This window comes from Streptomyces sp. NPDC096176, from assembly GCF_044763255.1.
Classification (GTDB): Bacteria; Actinomycetota; Actinomycetes; order Streptomycetales; family Streptomycetaceae; genus Streptomyces.
This window is the reverse complement of record NZ_JBIWFV010000003.1, coordinates 80,524-99,465: the sequence shown is the minus strand read 5'-3', so window position 1 is coordinate 99,465 and position 18,942 is coordinate 80,524. Positions and strand designations below refer to the sequence as shown.

The 18,942-nt window shown below is 69.9% G+C and carries 20 protein-coding genes and 1 pseudogene; 12 read left to right on the top strand and 9 right to left on the bottom strand.

Annotation, left to right across the window (positions count from 1 at the left end; all coding sequences use genetic code 11):
- Positions 1-121 precede the first annotated feature (121 nt).
- The 3 genes from ACIQ7Q_RS09180 (at position 122) to ACIQ7Q_RS09170 (ending at position 4,128) form a co-directional block, all read left to right on the top strand.
- Positions 122-2,635, top strand: coding sequence for a DEAD/DEAH box helicase (locus ACIQ7Q_RS09180; protein WP_403858213.1), 2,514 nt, complete (start codon positions 122-124; stop codon positions 2,633-2,635).
- Positions 2,636-2,662: 27 nt separating this feature from the next.
- Complete coding sequence (locus ACIQ7Q_RS09175) at positions 2,663-3,541, top strand: acyl-CoA thioesterase (RefSeq protein WP_403858211.1); 879 nt, start codon at positions 2,663-2,665, stop codon at positions 3,539-3,541.
- A gap of 101 nt (positions 3,542-3,642) precedes the next feature.
- Positions 3,643-4,128: a glutathione peroxidase gene (locus ACIQ7Q_RS09170; protein ID WP_403858209.1), complete on the top strand. Its 486-nt coding sequence runs from the start codon at positions 3,643-3,645 to the stop codon at positions 4,126-4,128.
- Positions 4,129-4,212: 84 nt separating this feature from the next.
- Here the strand turns inward: ACIQ7Q_RS09170 and ACIQ7Q_RS09165 are convergent, their stop codons facing one another.
- Positions 4,213-5,442, bottom strand: a complete 1,230-nt coding sequence (locus ACIQ7Q_RS09165; protein ID WP_403858208.1) for an acyl-CoA dehydrogenase family protein — start codon at positions 5,440-5,442, stop codon at positions 4,213-4,215.
- A 165-nt stretch (positions 5,443-5,607) separates the two neighbouring features.
- Between ACIQ7Q_RS09165 and ACIQ7Q_RS09160 the strand changes: the two genes are divergently transcribed.
- On the top strand, positions 5,608-6,243 hold the full coding sequence (locus ACIQ7Q_RS09160; RefSeq protein ID WP_403858207.1) for a TetR family transcriptional regulator: 636 nt from the start codon (positions 5,608-5,610) through the stop codon (positions 6,241-6,243).
- Between the two features lie 133 nt (positions 6,244-6,376).
- Here ACIQ7Q_RS09160 and def read toward each other — a convergent pair whose 3' ends face one another.
- The gene (def, locus tag ACIQ7Q_RS09155) at positions 6,377-6,940 is read right to left on the bottom strand and encodes a peptide deformylase (protein WP_403858206.1); all 564 of its coding nucleotides are present in this window, start codon (positions 6,938-6,940) and stop codon (positions 6,377-6,379) included.
- A gap of 126 nt (positions 6,941-7,066) precedes the next feature.
- On the opposite strand from def, the gene ACIQ7Q_RS09150 reads away from it, so the two are divergent.
- From ACIQ7Q_RS09150 to ACIQ7Q_RS09130, 5 genes are all read left to right on the top strand, one after another.
- On the top strand, positions 7,067-8,305 hold the full coding sequence (locus ACIQ7Q_RS09150; RefSeq protein ID WP_403858205.1) for a MurT ligase domain-containing protein: 1,239 nt from the start codon (positions 7,067-7,069) through the stop codon (positions 8,303-8,305).
- 37 nt (positions 8,306-8,342) lie between these two features.
- Entirely contained in the window at positions 8,343-9,071 is a 729-nt protein-coding gene (locus ACIQ7Q_RS09145; RefSeq protein WP_403858204.1) for a type 1 glutamine amidotransferase, read from the top strand.
- Between the two features lie 154 nt (positions 9,072-9,225).
- A complete protein-coding gene (locus tag ACIQ7Q_RS09140; protein ID WP_403858202.1) occupies positions 9,226-10,251 on the top strand; it encodes a 6-phosphofructokinase in 1,026 nt (341 codons plus the stop codon).
- 130 nt (positions 10,252-10,381) lie between these two features.
- Positions 10,382-11,332: a cytochrome c oxidase assembly protein gene (locus ACIQ7Q_RS09135; protein ID WP_403858200.1), complete on the top strand. Its 951-nt coding sequence runs from the start codon at positions 10,382-10,384 to the stop codon at positions 11,330-11,332.
- Between the two features lie 91 nt (positions 11,333-11,423).
- A complete protein-coding gene (locus ACIQ7Q_RS09130) occupies positions 11,424-11,582 on the top strand; it encodes a hypothetical protein (RefSeq protein WP_403858198.1) in 159 nt (52 codons plus the stop codon).
- 5 nt (positions 11,583-11,587) lie between these two features.
- On the opposite strand, the gene ACIQ7Q_RS09125 is transcribed toward ACIQ7Q_RS09130, so the two are convergent.
- Complete coding sequence (locus ACIQ7Q_RS09125) at positions 11,588-12,022, bottom strand: SSI family serine proteinase inhibitor (protein WP_403858196.1); 435 nt, start codon at positions 12,020-12,022, stop codon at positions 11,588-11,590.
- Positions 12,023-12,108: 86 nt separating this feature from the next.
- On the opposite strand from ACIQ7Q_RS09125, the pseudogene ACIQ7Q_RS09120 reads away from it, so the two are divergent.
- Positions 12,109-12,556, top strand: a pseudogene (locus ACIQ7Q_RS09120) (FCD domain-containing protein); the annotation flags it as partial.
- A gap of 36 nt (positions 12,557-12,592) precedes the next feature.
- Here ACIQ7Q_RS09120 and ACIQ7Q_RS09115 read toward each other — a convergent pair.
- Both ACIQ7Q_RS09115 and ACIQ7Q_RS09110 read right to left on the bottom strand, forming a co-directional pair.
- The gene (locus tag ACIQ7Q_RS09115) at positions 12,593-13,414 is read right to left on the bottom strand and encodes an SGNH/GDSL hydrolase family protein (protein ID WP_403858194.1); all 822 of its coding nucleotides are present in this window, start codon (positions 13,412-13,414) and stop codon (positions 12,593-12,595) included.
- Positions 13,401-13,970, bottom strand: a complete 570-nt coding sequence (locus ACIQ7Q_RS09110) for a PadR family transcriptional regulator (protein ID WP_403858192.1) — start codon at positions 13,968-13,970, stop codon at positions 13,401-13,403. Before ACIQ7Q_RS09110 ends, ACIQ7Q_RS09115 begins: the two co-directional genes overlap by 14 nt.
- A gap of 92 nt (positions 13,971-14,062) precedes the next feature.
- Between ACIQ7Q_RS09110 and ACIQ7Q_RS09105 the strand changes: the two genes are divergently transcribed.
- Both ACIQ7Q_RS09105 and ACIQ7Q_RS09100 read left to right on the top strand, forming a co-directional pair.
- Positions 14,063-14,503 (top strand): nuclear transport factor 2 family protein, encoded by a 441-nt coding sequence (locus ACIQ7Q_RS09105; protein WP_403858190.1) that lies wholly within the window; start codon positions 14,063-14,065, stop codon positions 14,501-14,503.
- A gap of 246 nt (positions 14,504-14,749) precedes the next feature.
- A complete protein-coding gene (locus ACIQ7Q_RS09100; RefSeq protein ID WP_403858188.1) occupies positions 14,750-14,959 on the top strand; it encodes a DUF6381 family protein in 210 nt (69 codons plus the stop codon).
- A gap of 76 nt (positions 14,960-15,035) precedes the next feature.
- Here the strand turns inward: ACIQ7Q_RS09100 and ACIQ7Q_RS09095 are convergent, their stop codons facing one another.
- The 4 genes from ACIQ7Q_RS09095 to ACIQ7Q_RS09080 form a co-directional block, all read right to left on the bottom strand.
- Positions 15,036-15,386, bottom strand: a complete 351-nt coding sequence (locus tag ACIQ7Q_RS09095) for a PRC-barrel domain containing protein (RefSeq protein WP_403858186.1) — start codon at positions 15,384-15,386, stop codon at positions 15,036-15,038.
- Positions 15,387-15,486: 100 nt separating this feature from the next.
- A complete protein-coding gene (locus tag ACIQ7Q_RS09090; protein ID WP_403858184.1) occupies positions 15,487-16,173 on the bottom strand; it encodes a class F sortase in 687 nt (228 codons plus the stop codon).
- Between the two features lie 246 nt (positions 16,174-16,419).
- Positions 16,420-17,364, bottom strand: coding sequence for a nucleoside hydrolase (locus tag ACIQ7Q_RS09085; protein WP_403858182.1), 945 nt, complete (start codon positions 17,362-17,364; stop codon positions 16,420-16,422).
- 1 nt (position 17,365) lies between these two features.
- On the bottom strand, positions 17,366-18,928 hold the full coding sequence (locus tag ACIQ7Q_RS09080; RefSeq protein WP_403858180.1) for a GMC family oxidoreductase: 1,563 nt from the start codon (positions 18,926-18,928) through the stop codon (positions 17,366-17,368).
- Between the last annotated feature and the right edge of the window lie 14 nt (positions 18,929-18,942).

Sequence of the window (18,942 nt, the reverse complement as noted above, 5' to 3'; positions counted from 1 at the left end):
GTGCGTTCCCGCCCCATTGTTCTTGTCCCTAACCCCAGTTGACAGGTCAGCGTACCTTTCGTGATCTTGCCGGTCGGCGGCCGGTTCCCGTCCCGGGGTCCGCGCCAGGCAAGATGGGGGCGTGACCCTTATCGATCAGCTGCCGCCAGACGCCGACCCCGATGCCCTTTTCGAAGCCTTCTCCTCGTGGGCGGAGGGCCAGGGCATCACGCTCTATCCGGCTCAGGAGGAAGCCCTGATCGAGGTGGTCTCGGGGGCGAATGTGATCCTTTCCACCCCCACCGGCTCCGGGAAGAGCCTGGTCGCGGCAGGTGCGCACTTCACGGCGCTGGCGAACGACCAGGTCACCTTCTACACGGCGCCGATCAAGGCCCTCGTCTCCGAGAAGTTCTTCGACCTCTGCAAGCTGTTCGGCACGGAGAACGTCGGCATGCTGACCGGCGACGCGTCCGTGAACGCGGACGCCCCGGTCATCTGCTGCACGGCCGAGGTGCTTGCCTCGATCGCGCTGCGTGACGGCAAGGACGCCGACATCGGCCAGGTCGTGATGGACGAGTTCCACTTCTACGCGGAGCCGGACCGTGGCTGGGCCTGGCAGATCCCGCTGCTCGAACTGCCGCAGGCGCAGTTCATCCTGATGTCGGCGACGCTCGGCGACGTGTCGATGTTCGAGAAGGACCTGACGCGCCGCACCGGCCGCCCCACCTCCGTGGTCCGGTCGGCGACCCGGCCGGTTCCGCTGTCGTACGAGTACCGGCTGACGCCGATCACGGAGACGCTGACGGAGCTGCTGGAGACCAAGCAGGCACCCGTCTACATCGTGCACTTCACCCAGGCGCAGGCCGTGGAGCGGGCGCAGTCGCTGATGAGCATCAACATGTGCTCGCGCGAGGAGAAGGACAAGATCGCCGAGCTGATCGGCAACTTCCGCTTCACCACCAAGTTCGGCCAGAACCTGTCCCGTTTCGTGCGGCACGGCATCGGCGTGCACCACGCCGGCATGCTGCCCAAGTACCGGCGGCTGGTGGAGAAGCTGGCCCAGGCCGGTCTGCTGAAGGTCATCTGCGGCACCGACACCCTCGGCGTCGGCGTGAACGTGCCCATCCGCACGGTGCTGTTCACCGCCCTCACCAAGTACGACGGCAGCCGGGTGCGGACGCTGCGGGCGCGCGAGTTCCACCAGATCGCGGGGCGTGCCGGCCGGGCCGGCTTCGACACCGCCGGTTTTGTCGTCGCGCAGGCGCCCGAGCATGTCATCGAGAACGAGAAGGCGCTCGCGAAGGCCGGTGACGATCCCAAGAAGCGCCGCAAGGTCGTCAGGAAGAAGGCCCCCGAGGGCTTCGTCGCCTGGTCGGACAGCACGTTCGAGAAGCTGATCGCCTCCGAGCCGGAGCCGCTGACGTCCCGCTTCCGGGTCACCAACATCATGCTGCTCTCGGTGATCGCCCGGCCGGGCAACGCCTTCGAGGCGATGCGCCGGCTGCTCGAGGACAACCACGAGCCGCGCAAGGCGCAGCTGCGCCACATCCGCCGGGCCATCGCCATCTACCGCTCGCTGCTCGACGGCGGAGTGGTGGAGCAGTTGGACAAGCCCGACGCCGAGGGCCGCACCATCCGGCTCACCGTCGACCTCCAGCAGGACTTCGCGCTGAACCAGCCGCTGTCGACGTTCGCCCTCGCGGCCTTCGACCTGCTGGACCCGGAGTCCCCGTCGTACGCCCTGGACATGGTCTCCGTCGTCGAGTCGACGCTGGACGATCCCCGGCAGATCCTCGCCGCCATGCAGAACAAGGCACGCGGCGAGGCGGTCGGCAGGATGAAGGCCGACGGCGTCGAGTACGAGGAGCGCATGGAGCGCCTCCAGGACATCTCGTACCCGAAGCCGCTCGAAGAGCTGCTGTGGCACGCGTACAACGTCTACAAGAAGTCGCACCCCTGGGTCGGCGACCACCCGGTCTCGCCGAAGTCCGTCATCCGTGACATGTACGAACGGGCTCTCACCTTCACGGAGTTCACGTCCTGGTACGAGCTCGCCCGCACCGAGGGCATCGTGCTGCGCTATCTGGCGAGCGCGTACAAGGCGCTCGACCACACCATCCCGGACGATCTGAAGACCGAGGACCTGGAGGATCTGATCGCCTGGCTGGGCGAGATGGTGCGCCAGGTCGACTCCAGCCTCCTCGACGAGTGGGAGCAGCTGGCCAATCCGGAGGTGGAGACGGCCGAGGAGGCCCAGGAGAAGGCCGACCAGGTCAAGCCGGTCACGGCGAACGCCCGCGCCTTCCGCGTCCTGGTCCGCAACGCCATGTTCCGCCGTGTGGAGCTGGCGGCCCTCGACCACGTCGCCGAGCTGGGCGCGCTGGACGCGGAGTCCGGCTGGGACGAGGACGCGTGGGGCGAGGCGATGGACGCGTACTGGGACGAGTACGACGACCTGGGCACCGGTCCGGACGCCCGCGGGCCGAAGCTCCTCGCCATCGAGGAGGACCCGGTGCACGATCTGTGGCGTGTGCGGCAGACGTTCGCCGATCCGAACGGCGACCATGACTGGGGTATCAGCGCGGAGGTCGATCTCGCGGCCTCCGACGAGGCGGGCCTGGCGGTCGTGCGCGTCACGTCCGTCGGTCAGCTCTGACAGGCTTTGACAGGGAGAGAGATTCCGATGACGAATCCGGCCGAGCGTCTGGTCGATCTGCTCGACCTGGAGCAGATCGAGGTCAACATCTTCCGCGGGCTCAGCCCGAACGAGTCGCTGCAGCGGGTCTTCGGCGGGCAGGTGGCCGGTCAGGCCCTGGTCGCCGCGGGGCGGACCACCGACGGCGAGCGTCCCGTTCACTCGCTGCACGCGTACTTCCTGCGGCCCGGGCACCCCGGGGTGCCGATCGTGTACCAGGTCGAACGGGTACGGGACGGCCGGTCGTTCACGACCCGCCGCGTCACCGCCGTGCAGGAGGGCCGGACGATCTTCAATCTGACGGCGTCCTTCCACCGTCCCGAGCCCGGCAGCATCGAGCACCAGTTGCCGCCGCGGCTGGACTTCCCGGACCCCGAGTCGCTTCCGACGGTCGCGACCGAGATCCGTGAGCATCTCGGCGCGTTGCCCGAGGCGTTGGAGCGCATGGCGCGCCGCCAGCCGTTCGACATCCGGTACGTCGACCGGCTGCGCTGGACGACCGACGAGATCAAGGACGCGGACCCGCGCAGCGCCGTCTGGATGCGCGCGGTGGGCCCGCTGGGCGACGACCCGCTGGTGCACACGTGCGCGCTGACGTACGCGAGCGACATGACGCTGCTGGACGCGGTGCGCATCCCCGTCGAGCCGCTGTGGGGCCCACGGGGCTTCGACATGGCGTCGCTGGACCACGCGATGTGGTTCCACCGCCCGTTCCGGGCCGACGAGTGGTTCCTGTACGACCAGGAGTCACCGATCTCGACGGGTGGCCGGGGGCTCGCTCGCGGACGGATCTACGACCGTGACGGAAGGCTCCTGGTCTCCGTGGTGCAGGAGGGACTGTTCCGCCCCATCGCGGGTGCTGAGTGAGGCACGTACGGGCCCGTGCTGCATGCTTGTCGCACGGTGAACGCCGCACGACGACCGGCGGACGACCGACCGACCGACGAACAGGTTCAAAGGAGTCCCTGATGTCCCTTTACGACATCCCGCTGCGCACCCTGACCGGCGAGGACACCTCGCTCGCCGACCACCGCGGCAAGGCGGTGCTCGTGGTGAACGTTGCCTCGAAGTGCGGGCTGACCCCGCAATACGCGGGCCTGGAGCGGCTGCAGAAGGAGTTCGGCGAGCGGGGCTTCACCGTGCTGGGCGTGCCCTGCAACCAGTTCGCCGGACAGGAGCCCGGCAGCGCGGAGGAGATCGGGACCTTCTGCTCCGCGACGTACGGGGTGACCTTCCCGCTGCTGGAGAAGACGGACGTGAACGGCGCGGACCGGCACCCGCTGTACGCCGAGCTGACGAAGGTCGCGGACGCCGAGGGCGAGGCCGGCGACGTCCAGTGGAACTTCGAGAAGTTCCTGATTTCGCCCAAGGGCGAGGTCACCCGCTTCCGTCCGCGCGCCGAGCCGGAGTCCCCCGAGGTCCTGGCTGCGATCGAGGCGCTGCTGCCCGCCTGAGCACACACGCCTGCGCACACACCTGAGCGAACACGGAAGGCTCCGGCCGCCTGCGGTCCGGAGCCTTCGTGCGCTCTTGGCGGGTCAGCGGATCGGCATGCCCGAGAGGGTGCGGGCGATGACCAGACGCTGGATCTCGCTGGTGCCCTCGAAGATCGTGTAGATCGCGGCGTCGCGGTGCATGCGCTCCACCGGGTACTCGCGGGTGAAGCCGTTGCCACCGAGGATCTGGATGGCCTGGGCGGTGACCTTCTTGGCGGTCTCGCTGGCGAACAGCTTCGACATGGAGCCCTCGGCGGAGGTGAACGGCTTGCCGGCGGTCGCCATCCAGGAAGCGCGCCACACCAGGAGGCGCGCCGCGTCGATCTGGGTGCGCATGTCGGCGAGCTGGAAGGCGATGCCCTGGTTGTCGATGATCGGGCGGCCGAACTGCTCACGGGTCTTCGCGTAGTCGAGCGCGACCTCGTACGCGGCGCGGGCGGTGCCGACCGCCATCGCGCCGACGGCGGGGCGGGAGGCCTCGAAGGTGGCCATCGCCGCGTTCTTCACGCGCTCGCCGGCACCGGCCTTCGCCCGCTCGCGAGCCCTCGCCAGGCGCTCGTCCAGCTTGTCCTTGCCGCCGAGGAGACAGCTGCCGGGTATACGGAGGTCCTCGAGGACGACCTCGGCGGTGTGCGAGGCGCGGATGCCGTGCTTCTTGAACTTCTGCCCCTGGGACAGCCCGGGGGTGTTCGGCGGAACGATGAACGAGGCGTGGCCCTTGGAGCCGAGCTCCGGGTCGACGAGCGCGACGACGACGTGGACGTTCGCGATGCCGCCGTTGGTCGCCCAGGTCTTCGTGCCGTTGAGGACCCACTCGTCCTTCGCCTCGTCGTACACGGCGCGCGTGCGCATGGACGCCACGTCGGAGCCGGCGTCGGGCTCGGAGGAGCAGAAGGCGGCAACCTTGACATCGTTGGCATCGCCGTACATTTGGGGAATCCAGGTACCGATCTGTTCCTCGGTGCCGTTGGCGATGACGCCGACGGCGGCGAGTCCGGTGCCGACGATCGACAGCGCGATGCCCGCGTCGCCCCAGAACAGCTCCTCCATCGTCATCGGGATGCCGAGACCGGTGGGGTCGAAGAACTGTTGGGCGTAGAAGTCGAGGGAGTAGATTCCGATCTTGGCGGCCTCCTGGATGACAGGCCAGGGGGTCTCCTCACGCTCGTCCCACTCGGCGGCGGCCGGACGCATCACATCCCTGGCGAATCCGTTCAGCCAGTCGCGGACCTGCTTCTGGTCGTCGTTGAGATCGAGCGTGAACTCGGCCATGTCCCCTCCAGTACTGCAGCGATGACGTGCTTGTTACCTGCGGTAACGGAAGTGTGTTACCGACTGGTAGCCCCTGTCAACCAGCCATGGCCCGATCATGTGTGTGGGCTGGCAGAGTGTTACTTTGCGCAGGCGTCACGCAATCGTCCGGGCGGGGAGAAACACATGGAGACCACACAACAGCAGCGGTCGGCGGACCAGCGCCGCCGGGAGCTCCTCGAGGCCGCCGACCGGGTCGTGCTCCGGGACGGCCCCCAGGCCTCCATGAACGCCATCGCCGCGGAGGCCGGGATCACCAAGCCGATCCTCTACCGGCACTTCGGCGACAAGAGCGGGCTCTACCGGGCGCTCGCGAAGCGCCACACCGACGCGCTGCTCAGGGCCCTGCAGGTGGCGGTGGACGCGGACGTCGACCGCCGCCAGCGGGTGGCGGGCACGCTCGACACGTATCTCGCCGCGATCGAGGCGCGTCCGCAGGTGTACCGGTTCCTCATGCACCCGGCGGAGGACAACCAGCCCTCGGAGGCCGGCTTCGATGTCGGACGCCACTCGGCGCCGCTGCTGCGCCGCCTCGGCGAGGAACTCGGCAAGGTGATCGCCGACCGCGTCGACCTCGGCCCCGGCGGCGAGATGGTGGCCCGGGTGTGGGGCCACGGCATCGTCGGCATGATGCATGCGGCAGGGGACTGGTGGCTGGGTGAACGGCAGTGTTCGCGGGCGGAGTTGGTGACGAACCTGACGGACCTGCTGTGCGGCCGCCTCTTCCAGGTCGAGGACAGGGCGGACGGGCCGGGCTTCTAGGACGCGGGCGTCGCCGCGGTGCGGGCTCGGCCGCGGACAGACCGGGCACCGCGCGAAGCACGGTACGAACAGGGGCCTGCCCCCTTCGCGCGGGGCGGCAGGCAGGCGACCCGCACCCCCTCACCGCAGCCGCTCACCGCAGCCGCGCCACCCGTTGCGGTGTCGCCCATGACGCCTTGCGCGCCGCCCGCGCCAGGCGGGAGCGGCGCCGGCGCGTGAGGCGGTCCACGTATATCGCCCCTTCCAGGTGGTCACACTCGTGCTGCAGGCAGCGCGCGAAGAACCCGGTGCCCTCCACCCGTACCGGCTCGCCGTCCTTCGTCACGCCCTCCACCACCGCACGGTCGAAGCGTTCCGTGCCGGCCTCCAGGCCCGGCAACGAGAGGCAGCCCTCCGGGCCGCGGACGACGACGCCGTCCGCCGCCACCAGGCGGGGGTTGACGATGTGTCCGAGGTGGCGGACGTCCTCGTCGTCGGGGCAGTCGTACACGAACACGCGCAAACCCACCCCGACCTGGTTGGCCGCGAGGCCGACGCCCTGGGCCGCGTACATCGTCGCGAACAGGTCCTCGACGAGCTCCGCCAGGGCGGGTCCGAAGTCTGTGACGGTCTCGCAGGGGGTGTGCAGCGCCGGATCCGCGAGCAGGCTCATCGGCCTGACGCGTCCGGTACTGCCGGGGATCGGCCGGTTTCGCATGGCGTCCAGCGTACGTTCCCCGTACGTTCGCTCGTGACCTCCACGTTTTCCGACGGTGCCGCGGTGCGGGGGGCCGACCGGAGCTGGATAGGCTGAGCCGGACCGATGCAAGGAGGATCAAGGACGATGTCAGGCAACTCGGAGCCCCTGACGCCGCGAGCCAAGCTGGCCGTGACGGCGGGCAAGGCCGCAGCAGCGGTGTCCCGCGCCGCCGGGCGCGGCAGCGGATCGGTGATCGGCGGCCGGGTGGCGCTCAAGCTCGACCCCGACCTGCTGGGGAGGCTGGCGCAGCACCTGGACGTGGTCCTCGTCTCTGCGACCAACGGCAAGACCACCACGACCCGGCTGATCGCCGAGGCACTGCGCGCGAGCGGCCCGGTGGTGTCGAACGCGCTCGGCGCCAACATGCCGGCGGGCATCACGTCGGCACTGGCCGGCGGCTCTGACGCCCGGTTCGGTGTGATCGAGGTGGACGAGAAGTACCTCGCCGGTGTGGCTCGGGATGTGACGCCCAAGGCCATCGCGCTGCTCAACCTCTCCCGTGACCAGCTGGACCGCGCGGCGGAGACGCGGATGCTGGCCGAGAAGTGGCGTGAAGGTCTTGCCGGTTCGAAGGCGATGGTCATCGCCAACGCCGACGACCCGCTGGTGGTGTGGGCGGCCTCCTCCTCTCCCAATGTCGTGTGGGTGGCCGCCGGCCAGGAGTGGAAGGACGACGCCTGGTCCTGCCCGTCCTGCGGTGGTGTGATGCAGCGCCCCGGTGACGACTGGTTCTGCGGCGAGTGCGGCTTCCGCCGCCCCGCCCCGAGCTGGGTGCTCAGCGGCGACCATGTCATCGACCCGCACGGCTCGGCCTGGCCGATCCACCTCCAGCTGCCCGGCCGTGCCAACAGGGCCAATGCCGCCACCTCCGCCGCGGTCGCCGCCTGCTTCGGTGTCCCGCCGCAGGTGGCGCTCGAGCGCATGTACCAGGTGCAGGCCGTGGCCGGCCGGTACGACGTCGTGTCCTTCCTCGACCGCGATGTGCGGCTGCTGCTGGCGAAGAACCCGGCCGGATGGCTGGAGACGTTCTCCCTGATCGACCCGCCGCCGACGCCGGTGATCCTCTCCGTCAACGCCCGCGGCGCGGACGGTACGGACACCTCCTGGCTGTGGGACGTCGACTACACCCGGCTCGCCGGGCACCCGATCTTCGTGATCGGCGACCGCAGGCTGGACCTCGCGGTCCGGCTGGAAGTCGCCGGTCTGGACTTCCGGGTGTGCGAGTCGGTCGACGAGGCGGTGCAGTCGGCGCCGCCCGGCCGGATCGAGCTGATCGCCAACTACACCGCCTTCCAGGACGTTCGCCGCCGCGTCGGCAACTGATCCACGGGCGGAAGAACAGGACTTGAGGACTACGAGCATGAGTGACAGCAGTCTGCGTCTGGTCTGGGTCTACCCGGACCTGCTCAGCACCTACGGCGACCAGGGCAACGCCCTGGTCGTGGAGCGACGGGCACGGCAGCGCGGCCTGGACGTGATGCGCATCGACGTGCGCAGCGACCAGCCGGTGCCGACCTCCGGCGACATCTATCTGATCGGCGGCGGCGAGGACCGCCCGCAGCGGCTCGCGGCCGAGCGGCTGCGCCGCGACGGCGGGCTGAGCCGGGCGGCGTCGAACGGCGCGATCATCTTCTCGGTGTGCGCCGGCTACCAGATCCTCGGTCACGAGTTCATCAACGACCTCGGTGAGCGCGAGCCCGGCCTCGGTCTCATCGACGTGGTCTCCACGCGCGGCGAGGGCGCCCGCTGTGTCGGCGACGTACTGGCGGACATCGACCCGCAGTTGGGACTGCCCCAGCTGACGGGCTTCGAGAACCACCAGGGCATCACGCACCTCGGTCCGTCGGCGCGCCCGTTCGCCCGCACCGTCTTCGGCCGGGGCAACGGCACCGGCGACGGCACGGAGGGCGCGTACAACGACACCGTTTTCGGTACCTACATGCACGGCCCCGTCATGGCCCGCAATCCGCAGATCGCCGACCTGATGCTGAAGCTGGCGCTCGACGTGAACGCGCTGCCGCCGACCGACGACCGGTGGTACGAGGCGCTGCGCGGCGAGCGGATCGCGGCCGCCACACAGCCCGCCTGATAGGCCTTTCGCTCAGCCGAGCGGAGCCGGGTGGGCGCGGTCCCACCAGTCGGACGCCCGTTTCTGACCCGCCACCCGACGCCGGTAGGGTGGCGGGGATCCAACCGGACGACGTGGTCCGGGAGTCGGCCCACGTTGTAAAGGTATTCGCGCTATGCGCATTGGTGTGCTCACCTCCGGCGGCGACTGCCCCGGACTGAACGCCGTCATCCGTTCCGTCGTGCACCGTGCCGTCGTCGATCACGGCGACGAGGTCATCGGATTCCACGACGGCTGGAAGGGCCTCCTGGAGTGCGACTACCGCAAGCTGGACCTGGACGCGGTGGGCGGCATCCTGGCCCGTGGCGGCACGATCCTCGGCTCCTCCCGGGTCCAGCCGGCGCACCTGCGCGACGGCGTGGAACGGGCCAAGGGACATGTGGCCGACCTGGGTCTGGACGCCATCATCCCGATCGGCGGCGAGGGAACCCTCAAGGCGGCCAACCTGCTGTCGGAGTCCGGGCTCCCCATCGTCGGTGTGCCCAAGACGATCGACAACGACATTGCGTCGACCGACGTGACCTTCGGCTTCGACACCGCCGTCGGCGTGGCCACCGAGGCGCTGGACCGTCTGAAGACCACCGCCGAGTCGCACCAGCGCGTCCTGATCGTCGAGGTCATGGGCCGGCACACCGGCTGGATCGCGCTGCACTCGGGCATGGCCGCCGGCGCCCACGCCATCGTGGTGCCGGAACGGCCCTTCGACATCGAGGAGCTGACCCGTCGGGTCGGTGCCCGGTTCGAGGCGGGCAAGCGGTTCGCGATCGTGGTCGTCGCCGAGGGCGCGAAGCCGCGTGAAGGCTCGATGCAGTGGGACGAGGGCGGCAAGGACATCTACGGCCACGAGCGCTTCGCGGGCGTGGCGCGTCAGCTCTCCGTCGAGCTGGAGCAGCGGCTCGGCAAGGAGGCGCGTCCGGTGATCCTGGGCCATGTCCAGCGCGGCGGAACGCCGACCGCGTACGACCGTGTCCTCGCGACGCGCTTCGGCTGGCACGCGGTGGAGGGCGCGCACCGCGGCGAGTTCGGCATGCTGACGGCGCTGCGCGGCACGGACATCACCATGGTGCCGCTCGCCGAGGCGACCCAGACGCTGAAGACCGTTCCAAAGGAGCGGTACGACGAGGCCGAGACGGTCCTCTGATCCGCCCCGCGGATCCATCCTGATCCCTACGAACCGCCCCCGGTCGCAGCAGCGACCGGGGGCGGTTCTACTCTGGTGCGAGCAAGCGGACAACCAGCACGAATCAGGAATCCCCTGCGGGAGTGAACAGATGGATCACAGCGGGCACGGCACGACCATGGATCTGCCGCCGTTCACGCTGGGGCGGGGCCTGGAGTTCTCTCCTGACTCCTTCTTCCTCGTCGGCTGCCTCCTCGCCCTCGGGTTCTACGGCTGGGGCGTCGCGCGTCTGCGCCGGCGCGGCGACAGCTGGCCGGTGAGCCGCACGGTGTGGTTCACCGTCGGTGTGCTGAGCATCGCGCTGATGATGTGCACCAAGCTGAACGATTACGGCATGGTCATGTTCAGCGTGCACATGGTGCAGCACATGGTGATCAGCATGCTGTCGCCGATCGTGCTGCTGCTGGGTGCGCCGATCACCCTCGCGCTCCGCGCGCTGCCGGTCGCGGGTCGGGGCCGCAAGGGGCCGCGCGAGGTGCTGCTGATGCTGCTGCACAGCCGCTACATGCGGATCGTCACACATCCGGCGTTCACGATCCCGCTGTTCATCGCCAGCCTCTACGGGCTGTACTTCACGCCGCTGTTCGACTTCCTGATGGAGTCGAAGACGGGTCATGTCGCGATGATGGTGCACTTCCTGGCCGTCGGCCTGGTGTTCTTCTGGCCGATCATGGGTGTGGATCCGGGCCCGCACCGGCCCGGTTATGTGATGCGGATGCTGGAGCTGTTCGCCGGTATGCCGTTCCACGCCTTCTTCGGCATCGCGCTGATGATGGCGACCGAGCCGATGATCGCGGCGTACCGGAATCCGCCGGCCTCCCTCGGCATCGACGCGCTCTCCGATCAGAACGCGGCGGGCGGCATCGCCTGGGCGTTCAGCGAGATCCCGTCCGTGCTGGTGCTGATCGCGCTCGTCTTCCAGTGGTACCGCTCCGACCAGCGCCAGGCCAAGCGCAGGGACCGGGCGGCGGACCGGGACGGCGACAAGGAGCTCGAGGCGTACAACGCGTACCTCGCCTCGCTCCAGGCGCGCAGCAGGTAGACGGCTGCCGGTGTCGCCGGGCAGTAGCGCAGTGCCCTCCTCAGGAGCGACGATTGTCCTCGACGGCCCCCGCCGTCGAAGGAGGGCACAGATGTCCGGTTCGACGAAGACGATGGGCGTACTGACCGTCGGGGCCCTGGTGGTCGTGACGGCGTACACGGCGGCACTCGGCAGCAACGGCTGGCTGTGGTTCGGCTGGGTGGTCCTCGGGATGGTGACGATCGGGATGATCGCCTCCAAGCGCACCTGATCCGGTCAGAAGCGGAAGACCGCGCCGGTGGTCGCGGCGAGGTTGCAGGCGTTGGGGAAGGTCTTGTGCCAGGCGGTGGGTCGGCCGCGCCAGGCGCCGGTGGCGCTGACGGTGACCGGGTCGTACTGCTTGGTGCACGGATGCGGATCCCCGGTCAGCCTGTCGAGATCGCCGCGCGCCATGTCCAGCGCGGCGCAGGCGGCCTTCGCCTCGGGGTGCGGTCCGGCGGGCACGGGGCTGCAGTGCAGCAGCACGCCTCGGATCCAGGTGTTCTCCGCGCCCGAGACGGTCAGGAAGAGGCCACGCGAAGGGCCCGGTCTCCCGGCCCGTTCGTCGGCCGCGGGCAGGTCGGGTTCGAACGGGCCGGGAGACGCGGCGGCGGGTACGGCGGCGGCGAGGGCGAGCAGGGCGGCTGCGGCAAGGGTGGCGCTGCGGTGCACGGGGCGCTCCTGACGGGATGGGCCGGCTCACGGGCCGGCTCGGGCGGGGGCGAGGCATAGAGCACTCCGCCGTGCGGCGCGGCGCAATGCGCCGCGCCGCACGGTGGTGCGTACGGGTGCGCGGGGTTGCTCCGTACGGCGTCGTGCGCGTCCGCCCGGCGGTCGGTCCCCTTGGCCGTCAGCCGTCCCGGCGACAGGCTCGACGCGCCCCAAAAGGACGCATCAGACGTCTGATGTCCGATGCCTTGGCAGCGTGGGAACCCGTGGAGAGCCTGATCTTCCGCGGACTGCAGAACCCCGACGACGACTTCCAGGTGCTGTCCGACCTCGTGGATGTACGCGAGCTCATGGAGCGCGGCATGGCCGATCGGATCGTCTCCTCGCTGAGCACACGGCCGCTCGACCCCCTCGAGAGGCTCGTGCGGCGGATGAGAGGTCGGGGGTGCCGGCGAAGGTTTCCTCGAGGCCGACCGCGCCTTTCACGCACTGCTGGTGGCCCCGCTCAAGAACGCCCTGATCGGTCAGCTCTCGATGACTGAACCTCCGCTACGGGGGATGCCGCTTCGGCGGTCACGGCGCCGTTGTGCCCTTCCCACCGCCTGGGGCAGGCAGCAGGTGGACGGGGAGGAGGTCCGGGCGTTTGGCTGTGCGGCCGTCGCCGGAGGAGCGGCCGCGCAGGCGCCTGCCGAGCCATGGGCCGAGGAACGAACCGGCCCAGCGCAGCTCGCCGGCGGTGGCGCGCCACCCGGCAGGCACCGGGGTTTCCGGTGGAGGCAGCGGGTGCGTCCATACATCGCTGCTGCCGGGCAGTTGGAGGGCGTCGGCCACAGCGGCGGCGATCCGTTCGTGGCCGAGCGGGCTTGCGTGCAGCCGATCCGGACTCCACAGGCGGGGATCGGTGACCACGGCATGCACGGAGGCCTCCGCCACGGCGACCTGGTGCCGGTGTGCCGCCTCCCGGACGCGGTGGTTGAGGGCGCCGACACGGGAGCCGATCGGGCGGGCGAGCGCAGTGATCCGCGTGACGTCGGGGAAGGTGACGGTCGCCACGCGGGCGCCCTGAGCAGTGAGCGCGGCGAACATCGCCTCGAGATGCCCGGCGACCTCGTCGGCGTCGAACCGGGGGCGCAGCAGGTCGTTGACCCCCGCAGCGACGGTGGCCAGGTCGGGGCGCAGGGCGAGCGCGGCGTCGAGCTGTTCCTCGCGGACCTGGCGGGCGAGGCGGCCGCGTACGGCGAGATTCGCGTACCGGACGCCGGGATTCTGCGCGGCCAGTTGTTCGGCGAGCCGGTCGGCCCAGCCCCGCAGCCCCGCGGTGTCGTCGCCGTCGCCGAGCCCCTCGGTCTGGCTGTCCCCCAGGGCGACATAGCGCTGATACTCACCGTCTCGCATGGGCCTGCTGCCTTTCCCGCAAGATCGCCGCGCTGCGCTCGCACCAGTCCCGGTTGCCCTGCTCGAAGGCGAGGCCCCGCAGACAGGTCAGATAGGGCCCGACCCGCTCGCCGTGACGCAGGAAGTCCTCCTCGCTGCGCTCACCGCGGAGCTTGCTGAGCAGACCGCTGAACAGCTCGACCTTGGCCCCGGCGAACACGGCTCGCTCCGTGAGCTGCGCGATGACGTCTTCGGTGCCGATGCGGTCGGAGGCCTGGACCTTGACGAGCAGGTCGTCACGGATGAAGGAGGGCTTGGCCGAGGCGACGGCGAACCGCTCCAGTTCGGCGAGACCGGCCTCCGTCACCGTGAACAGACGCTTGTTGGGGCGGGACTCCTGTACCACTTCCCGGCCGCTGACCAGCCCGTCCGCCTCCAGCTTGGCCAGCTCGCCGTACAGCTGCTGGGGCAGTGCGTGCCAGAAGTTGGCCACGCTCATGTCGAACGCCTTGGCCAGCTGGTAGCCGCTCAACTCCTCGTCCAGCAGGACCGTGAGGACCGCGTGACGCAATGCCATCGGAATGCACCTCTCCCTCTCTGTCCCTCGTGCGCCCGCTCATGATACTCAAGAAAGTGACTATTCAAGTTGAGGACTACCGAGGAGAAGCCATGGCAACAGCAGACCTCTTCCGCGCCGCCGTCGACAGCCGCGATCTCACGAGCCTGGACGAGCTGTTCACCGAGGACGTACGCCTCTACAGCCCGGTGAAGTTCACCCCCTTCGAGGGCAGGCCCATGGTGATCGGGCTCTTCGGCGTACTGCTGCGCACGTTCGAGGACTTCCGCTACGTCGGACACTTCGACGGCACGGCGGAGACGAGCGCCGACGGCAGCGAGGCGCCGTCGGCGATCCTGCTCTTCCGCGCAACCGTCAACGGGAAGCAGATCCACGGCATCGACCTGCTGCAATTCGACGAGGAGGGCAAAATCAGGGAGTTCACCGTGATGGTGCGCCCGCAGTCCGCGGTGCAGGCACTGGGCGAGGCGGTCCTCGCCGGCCTGATCGCCGACGGACTGGCGCAGGCCCCTGCCGGTCGCAGCACGTCCTGACCAGCGGCGACGCGCGGCGGGGAGGGCGATCGACTCCGGCTGAACCGTCTCACCGATCCGCACGGTCCGGGCCGGCCACCTCACCGAGACCCAGGTCCGCGACACGGACACGGTCCCCGCGGCCCGCGTCCGACACGGGTTGCGCCCGGGTTTGTCCCGGTTCCGTACGGGCAACCGGCCCGTACCGAGGCATCACACACGTACGACCGGGGCTCTCCCCCGGCCGCGGAACCGCAGGAGGACGTCATGCCCGAGCACGACAGCCACCGCGTGCACGCGGAACACGACCGGGACAAGGCGGAGCAGCTCTTCCAGCAGGCCCGCCGCGCCGAGGACCCGGAGCAGGCGGAACGGCTCCGCTACCGCGCCGAGCGTCTACGGTCGCGCAGCGAGGCTGAGCTGCGCCGGGAGGCCGACGCGCTGTACGACGACATCGACGAAGAGGGCCCGCAGTAGGCCCCGGCGGGACGCGACAGCACCGCCGGGCCAAAGGCGGGATCGACGGCGACAGGGACGCCCACCGGGGCGGGTCTCACATGTGCCGATTGGCGTAGTGGCTCTCGATGAGCGTGATGTAGTCGGCGTCGTCCTCGTACTTGCCGCTCTCGAAGTCCGGTGAGTCCTTGACCTCGGCCTTCGCGGCCGCCACCTGCACGGTCTCGTTCGCGGTGTCGATGCGCGAGACGAGCCCCGCAGGCAGCAGCACCCGCCTGCCGAGGATCCACGGCCCTGTGTCGACCACCAGATACGACCGGCCGACTTCCTCGGTGTGCTTGTCGACCTTGCCGATCGAGCCGTCGGACGCCTCGACCGAGTACCCGACGAGCTGCGCCCCCGGAACATACTGCGCCGTCTCCGGGTAGCCCCAGATGTCGCCTGCCATGGTCCCTCCTCACCTGCGGCAATGGCCCCCGTCGCCACCGGCGCGGGTACCCGGCCGCCGCGCCTTCACACGGCCGCGGCAGCCATGATCCGCAGCGCCGTCAGGACTTCGTCGTCGCCGATGCCAGGTGCGCGAAGACCACCACGTTCTCCTCGTAGTCCTTCGCCTTCTTGTCGTACTCCCCTCCGCAGGTGATCAGCCGCAGCTGCGGTTCGGCCGTGTCCGCGTAGACCCGGTCGTCGGGGAAGTTGGACTTGCTGAAGTTGTCGACCTCGTCGACCTCGAAGGTGGCGACGGAGCCGTCCTTGCGGACCACCTCCACCCGCGTCCCCCGCTTGACTTCGCTGAGCTGCGCGAACACGGCGGGGCCTGTCTTGGTGTCGAGGTGCCCGGCGACGATCGCGGTCCCTTTCTCGCCGGGCGTCACGCCTTCCTGGAACCAGCCGACGAGATTGCTGTTGCCCGGTGGCGGCGGGTCGAGCCGGCCGGAGGTGCCGATGGACAGGGGGGTGAAAGGCGCGTCGACCGCGATCTGCTGGATCTTCAGCCGCGTCGGTTCCGAGCGCGGCAGTCCCGCGCGCAGGACCTCGGCCGGCGCGTTGGCCGTCGACGACGGTGCGGAGACGGCGGGCGGGGCGGCGGGTTTTCCGTCCGCGACGGGGTCGACCGCGTTGTAGATCAGCAGGAGGCCCAGCCCGACCGCTGCCGCCGGCCAGAGGAGGGAGCGTCCGAGCGTAGGCCGGGCGGGCTCCTCGTCCGTATCCTTCGACTGCTGCTGCACGGCCATGGGACGTACACCCTTTCGCTGCTGACGTCGTGTGAGCTCGCCGCTGCCCGCGCCGTCCTTCGGTGCACCGGCTCCCTCGGGCCGGCAGTGGCGACGTGAATCACCATCGGCGCGTTCGCGGTCCCCCACCACCGCAGAAGGAGGCATACGAGCGATCCCGGTGGGCCCGACGGGTGACGGCCGGTGCGGGATTCACCCGGCCGGACCGTGCGCCGCGCGGGCCTCGCCGTCCACGCCGCAGCGGGCTCAGGGCGTACGGCCGCCGAGGGCGTCGACCGCCGCGATCACCCGGTCCCAGAACCTTTCGGTGTCGAGCTCCACCGCGACCTGTGCGTTCACGGGCCGGTCCAGGTACTGGTGCAGGTCGGTCACGGTCGCCCCCCGCGTGTACTGGCCGTGCAGTTCGACCACCACGTTCGCCTCGACGCACCGCACGATCTCCGGGTCGATGACGCGTGCCACGGCGACGGGGTCGTGCAGCGGAGGTGCGGCGAACCCCCACAGCCGACGGTAGGTCGCCGCGAAGTAGGTCATCAGTTCCGCGCAGATTCGGGACAGCCGGGTGTCGAGCCGCTCGAGACGGGCCAGTACCTCGCCGGTGACGAGCGCCTGGTGGGTGACGTTGAGCCCGCACATGGTGACGGGGAGCCCGCTGGTGAAGACGGTGTGCGCCGCCTCGGGGTCGACGTGGATGTTGAACTCGGCGGCGGGTGTCCTGTTGCCGCGGCCGGTGGAGCCGCCCATGAGCACGATCTCCCGGATGTGCGCGGCGCTTTCGGGGTGGCGCGTCAGCAACAGCGCCACGTTGGTCAGCGGGCCGGTGGGAACGAGCGTGACCGGTTCGGGATGTTCCGTCAGGACCCTGTGCATGAGGTCGACCGCATGTTCCGGCACCGCGTCGACCGTCGGCTCCCCGAAGGCGGGCCCGTCGAGTCCCGACTCGCCGTGGACGTCGTCCGCGACGAGCAGCGGCTGGACGAGTGGCCGGGCGCAGCCGGCGGCCAAGGGGACGCCGGTGATTCCGGCGACGGTGCAGATGCGGCGGGCGTTCAGGGTCGTCTTGTCGACTGTCTGGTTCCCGGCGACGGTGGTGATTGCCAGCAGGTCGACCGCGGGGTCGCCCGCCGCGAGGACGAGGGCGAGGGCGTCGTCATGGCCGGGGTCGCAGTCGACGATGACGGGAACGGGCACGTCACCCCGCCTTGATCATGTCCGCGCACTTCTCACCGATCATCATGGTGGTGATGCATGGGTTGACGGTCGTGAGGAACGGCATCACGGACGCGTCGGCCACCCGCAGTCCCCGTACGCCCTTGACCCGCAGTCGGGCGTCGAGCGGTGAGTCCGCGTCGGAGTCGGGGCCCATGCGGACCGTTCCCGCCGGATGGTAGACGGTGTTGTGCGTCTCGCGGATGTAGGCGAGGAGCTCTTCGTCGCTCGTGGCCCCCGGTCCGGGTGCCAGTTCCGCACCGGCCCAGTCCGCCATCGGGGCCTGCGCGACGATCTCGCGTGCCAGCCTCAGCCCGTGGGTCATCACCCGGATGTCGTGCTCGTCGGTGAAGTAGCGGGGGTCGACCTTCGGCTTGTCCCTGAAGTCGCGGGTGCGCAGGCGCACCGTTCCCCGCGAACGGGCGCGGGTCACGTTCGGGGTGAGGCAGAAGGCGTTGTCCGAGGTGGGATAGCCGCGGCGGTAGGTGTTCATGTCGAACGGCACGGAGCCGAAATGGAACATCAGGTCGGGCCGGTCCAAGCCCTCTTCCGTGTCGGCGAAGATGCCGATCTCCCACCACTGCGTGGACGAATTCACCATCGGCTGCTTCGCGTCCCACATGATCACCCCCTCCGGATGGTCCTGGAAGTGGGACCCGACGCCGGGGGCGTCGACCCGCACGTCCACCCCGACGTCCCGCAGATGCCCGGCGGGGCCGATGCCGGACAGCATCAGCAGCTTCGGCGAGTCGATGGCGCCGCAGGAGACGATCACCTCGCGCCGGGCGGCGACCGCACCGGTGTGGATGGTGTCCGGCCGCAGGAACTCCACACCGCTGCAGCGCCCGTCGCCGTCGAACAGCAGCCGCCTGGCCTGCAGGCCGGTCATCACCTCCAGGTTCGGCCGCTTACCGAGGACGGGATGCAGGTACGAGACCGAGGAGGACGCCCGCGTACCGTCGGGGAAGGCGTTGATCTGGAACCAGTGGGCGCCCCGGACCACCGTGGTGCCGGTGTTGAACGGCGTCTTCGGAATCCCCACCGCAGCGCACGCCTCCAGCAGGGCGCGACCGCAGGGGTCGTCGGGCGGCACGGTACGCAGATGGACCGGCCCTGAGCGGCCGTGGTGGTCGCCCGGAGCCTCGTTGTTCTCCAGCCGCTGGTAGAGCGGGAAGCAGTCCGCGGCGCTCCAGCCCGCGCAGCCCGTCGCAGCCCAGTCGTCCAGGTCCTCCGCGGGCGCCCAGAAGGCGATGCAGGAGTTGTGGGAGGAGCAGCCGCCGAGCACCTTGGCCCGTGCGTGGCGCAAGAAACTGTTGCCGTTCTCCTGCGGCTCGACGGGGTAGTCCCAGTCGTAGCCGGATTCCAGCAGGGCCATCCACCGCTCGAGCCGGAGCACGTTGTCGTCGTCGACGTCGGAGGGGCCCGCCTCCACCACGCAGACGCTGACGTCCGGGTCCTCGGTGAGCCGGGCTGCGACGACGGCACCTGCCGTACCGCCGCCGACCACGACGTAGTCGAACTCGGGCATTGGGCTGTCCACGGTCATGGCTTCTCCAGGGC

Bases quoted from the DNA above. Each gene is read 5' to 3' on its own strand.
- ACIQ7Q_RS09175 (WP_403858211.1), top strand. From the start codon at position 2,663: ATGACGAATCCGGCCGAGCGTCTGGTCGATCTGCTCGACCTGGAGCAG.
- ACIQ7Q_RS09170 (WP_403858209.1), top strand. From the start codon at position 3,643: ATGTCCCTTTACGACATCCCGCTGCGCACCCTGACCGGCGAGGACACC.
- ACIQ7Q_RS09165 (WP_403858208.1), bottom strand. From the start codon at position 5,442: ATGGCCGAGTTCACGCTCGATCTCAACGACGACCAGAAGCAGGTCCGC.
- ACIQ7Q_RS09160 (WP_403858207.1), top strand. From the start codon at position 5,608: ATGGAGACCACACAACAGCAGCGGTCGGCGGACCAGCGCCGCCGGGAG.
- def (WP_403858206.1), bottom strand. From the start codon at position 6,940: ATGCGAAACCGGCCGATCCCCGGCAGTACCGGACGCGTCAGGCCGATG.
- ACIQ7Q_RS09150 (WP_403858205.1), top strand. From the start codon at position 7,067: ATGTCAGGCAACTCGGAGCCCCTGACGCCGCGAGCCAAGCTGGCCGTG.
- ACIQ7Q_RS09145 (WP_403858204.1), top strand. From the start codon at position 8,343: ATGAGTGACAGCAGTCTGCGTCTGGTCTGGGTCTACCCGGACCTGCTC.
- ACIQ7Q_RS09140 (WP_403858202.1), top strand. From the start codon at position 9,226: ATGCGCATTGGTGTGCTCACCTCCGGCGGCGACTGCCCCGGACTGAAC.
- ACIQ7Q_RS09135 (WP_403858200.1), top strand. From the start codon at position 10,382: ATGGATCACAGCGGGCACGGCACGACCATGGATCTGCCGCCGTTCACG.
- ACIQ7Q_RS09130 (WP_403858198.1), top strand. From the start codon at position 11,424: ATGTCCGGTTCGACGAAGACGATGGGCGTACTGACCGTCGGGGCCCTG.
- ACIQ7Q_RS09115 (WP_403858194.1), bottom strand. From the start codon at position 13,414: ATGCGAGACGGTGAGTATCAGCGCTATGTCGCCCTGGGGGACAGCCAG.
- ACIQ7Q_RS09110 (WP_403858192.1), bottom strand. From the start codon at position 13,970: ATGGCATTGCGTCACGCGGTCCTCACGGTCCTGCTGGACGAGGAGTTG.
- ACIQ7Q_RS09105 (WP_403858190.1), top strand. From the start codon at position 14,063: ATGGCAACAGCAGACCTCTTCCGCGCCGCCGTCGACAGCCGCGATCTC.
- ACIQ7Q_RS09100 (WP_403858188.1), top strand. From the start codon at position 14,750: ATGCCCGAGCACGACAGCCACCGCGTGCACGCGGAACACGACCGGGAC.
- ACIQ7Q_RS09095 (WP_403858186.1), bottom strand. From the start codon at position 15,386: ATGGCAGGCGACATCTGGGGCTACCCGGAGACGGCGCAGTATGTTCCG.
- ACIQ7Q_RS09090 (WP_403858184.1), bottom strand. From the start codon at position 16,173: ATGGCCGTGCAGCAGCAGTCGAAGGATACGGACGAGGAGCCCGCCCGG.
- ACIQ7Q_RS09080 (WP_403858180.1), bottom strand. From the start codon at position 18,928: ATGACCGTGGACAGCCCAATGCCCGAGTTCGACTACGTCGTGGTCGGC.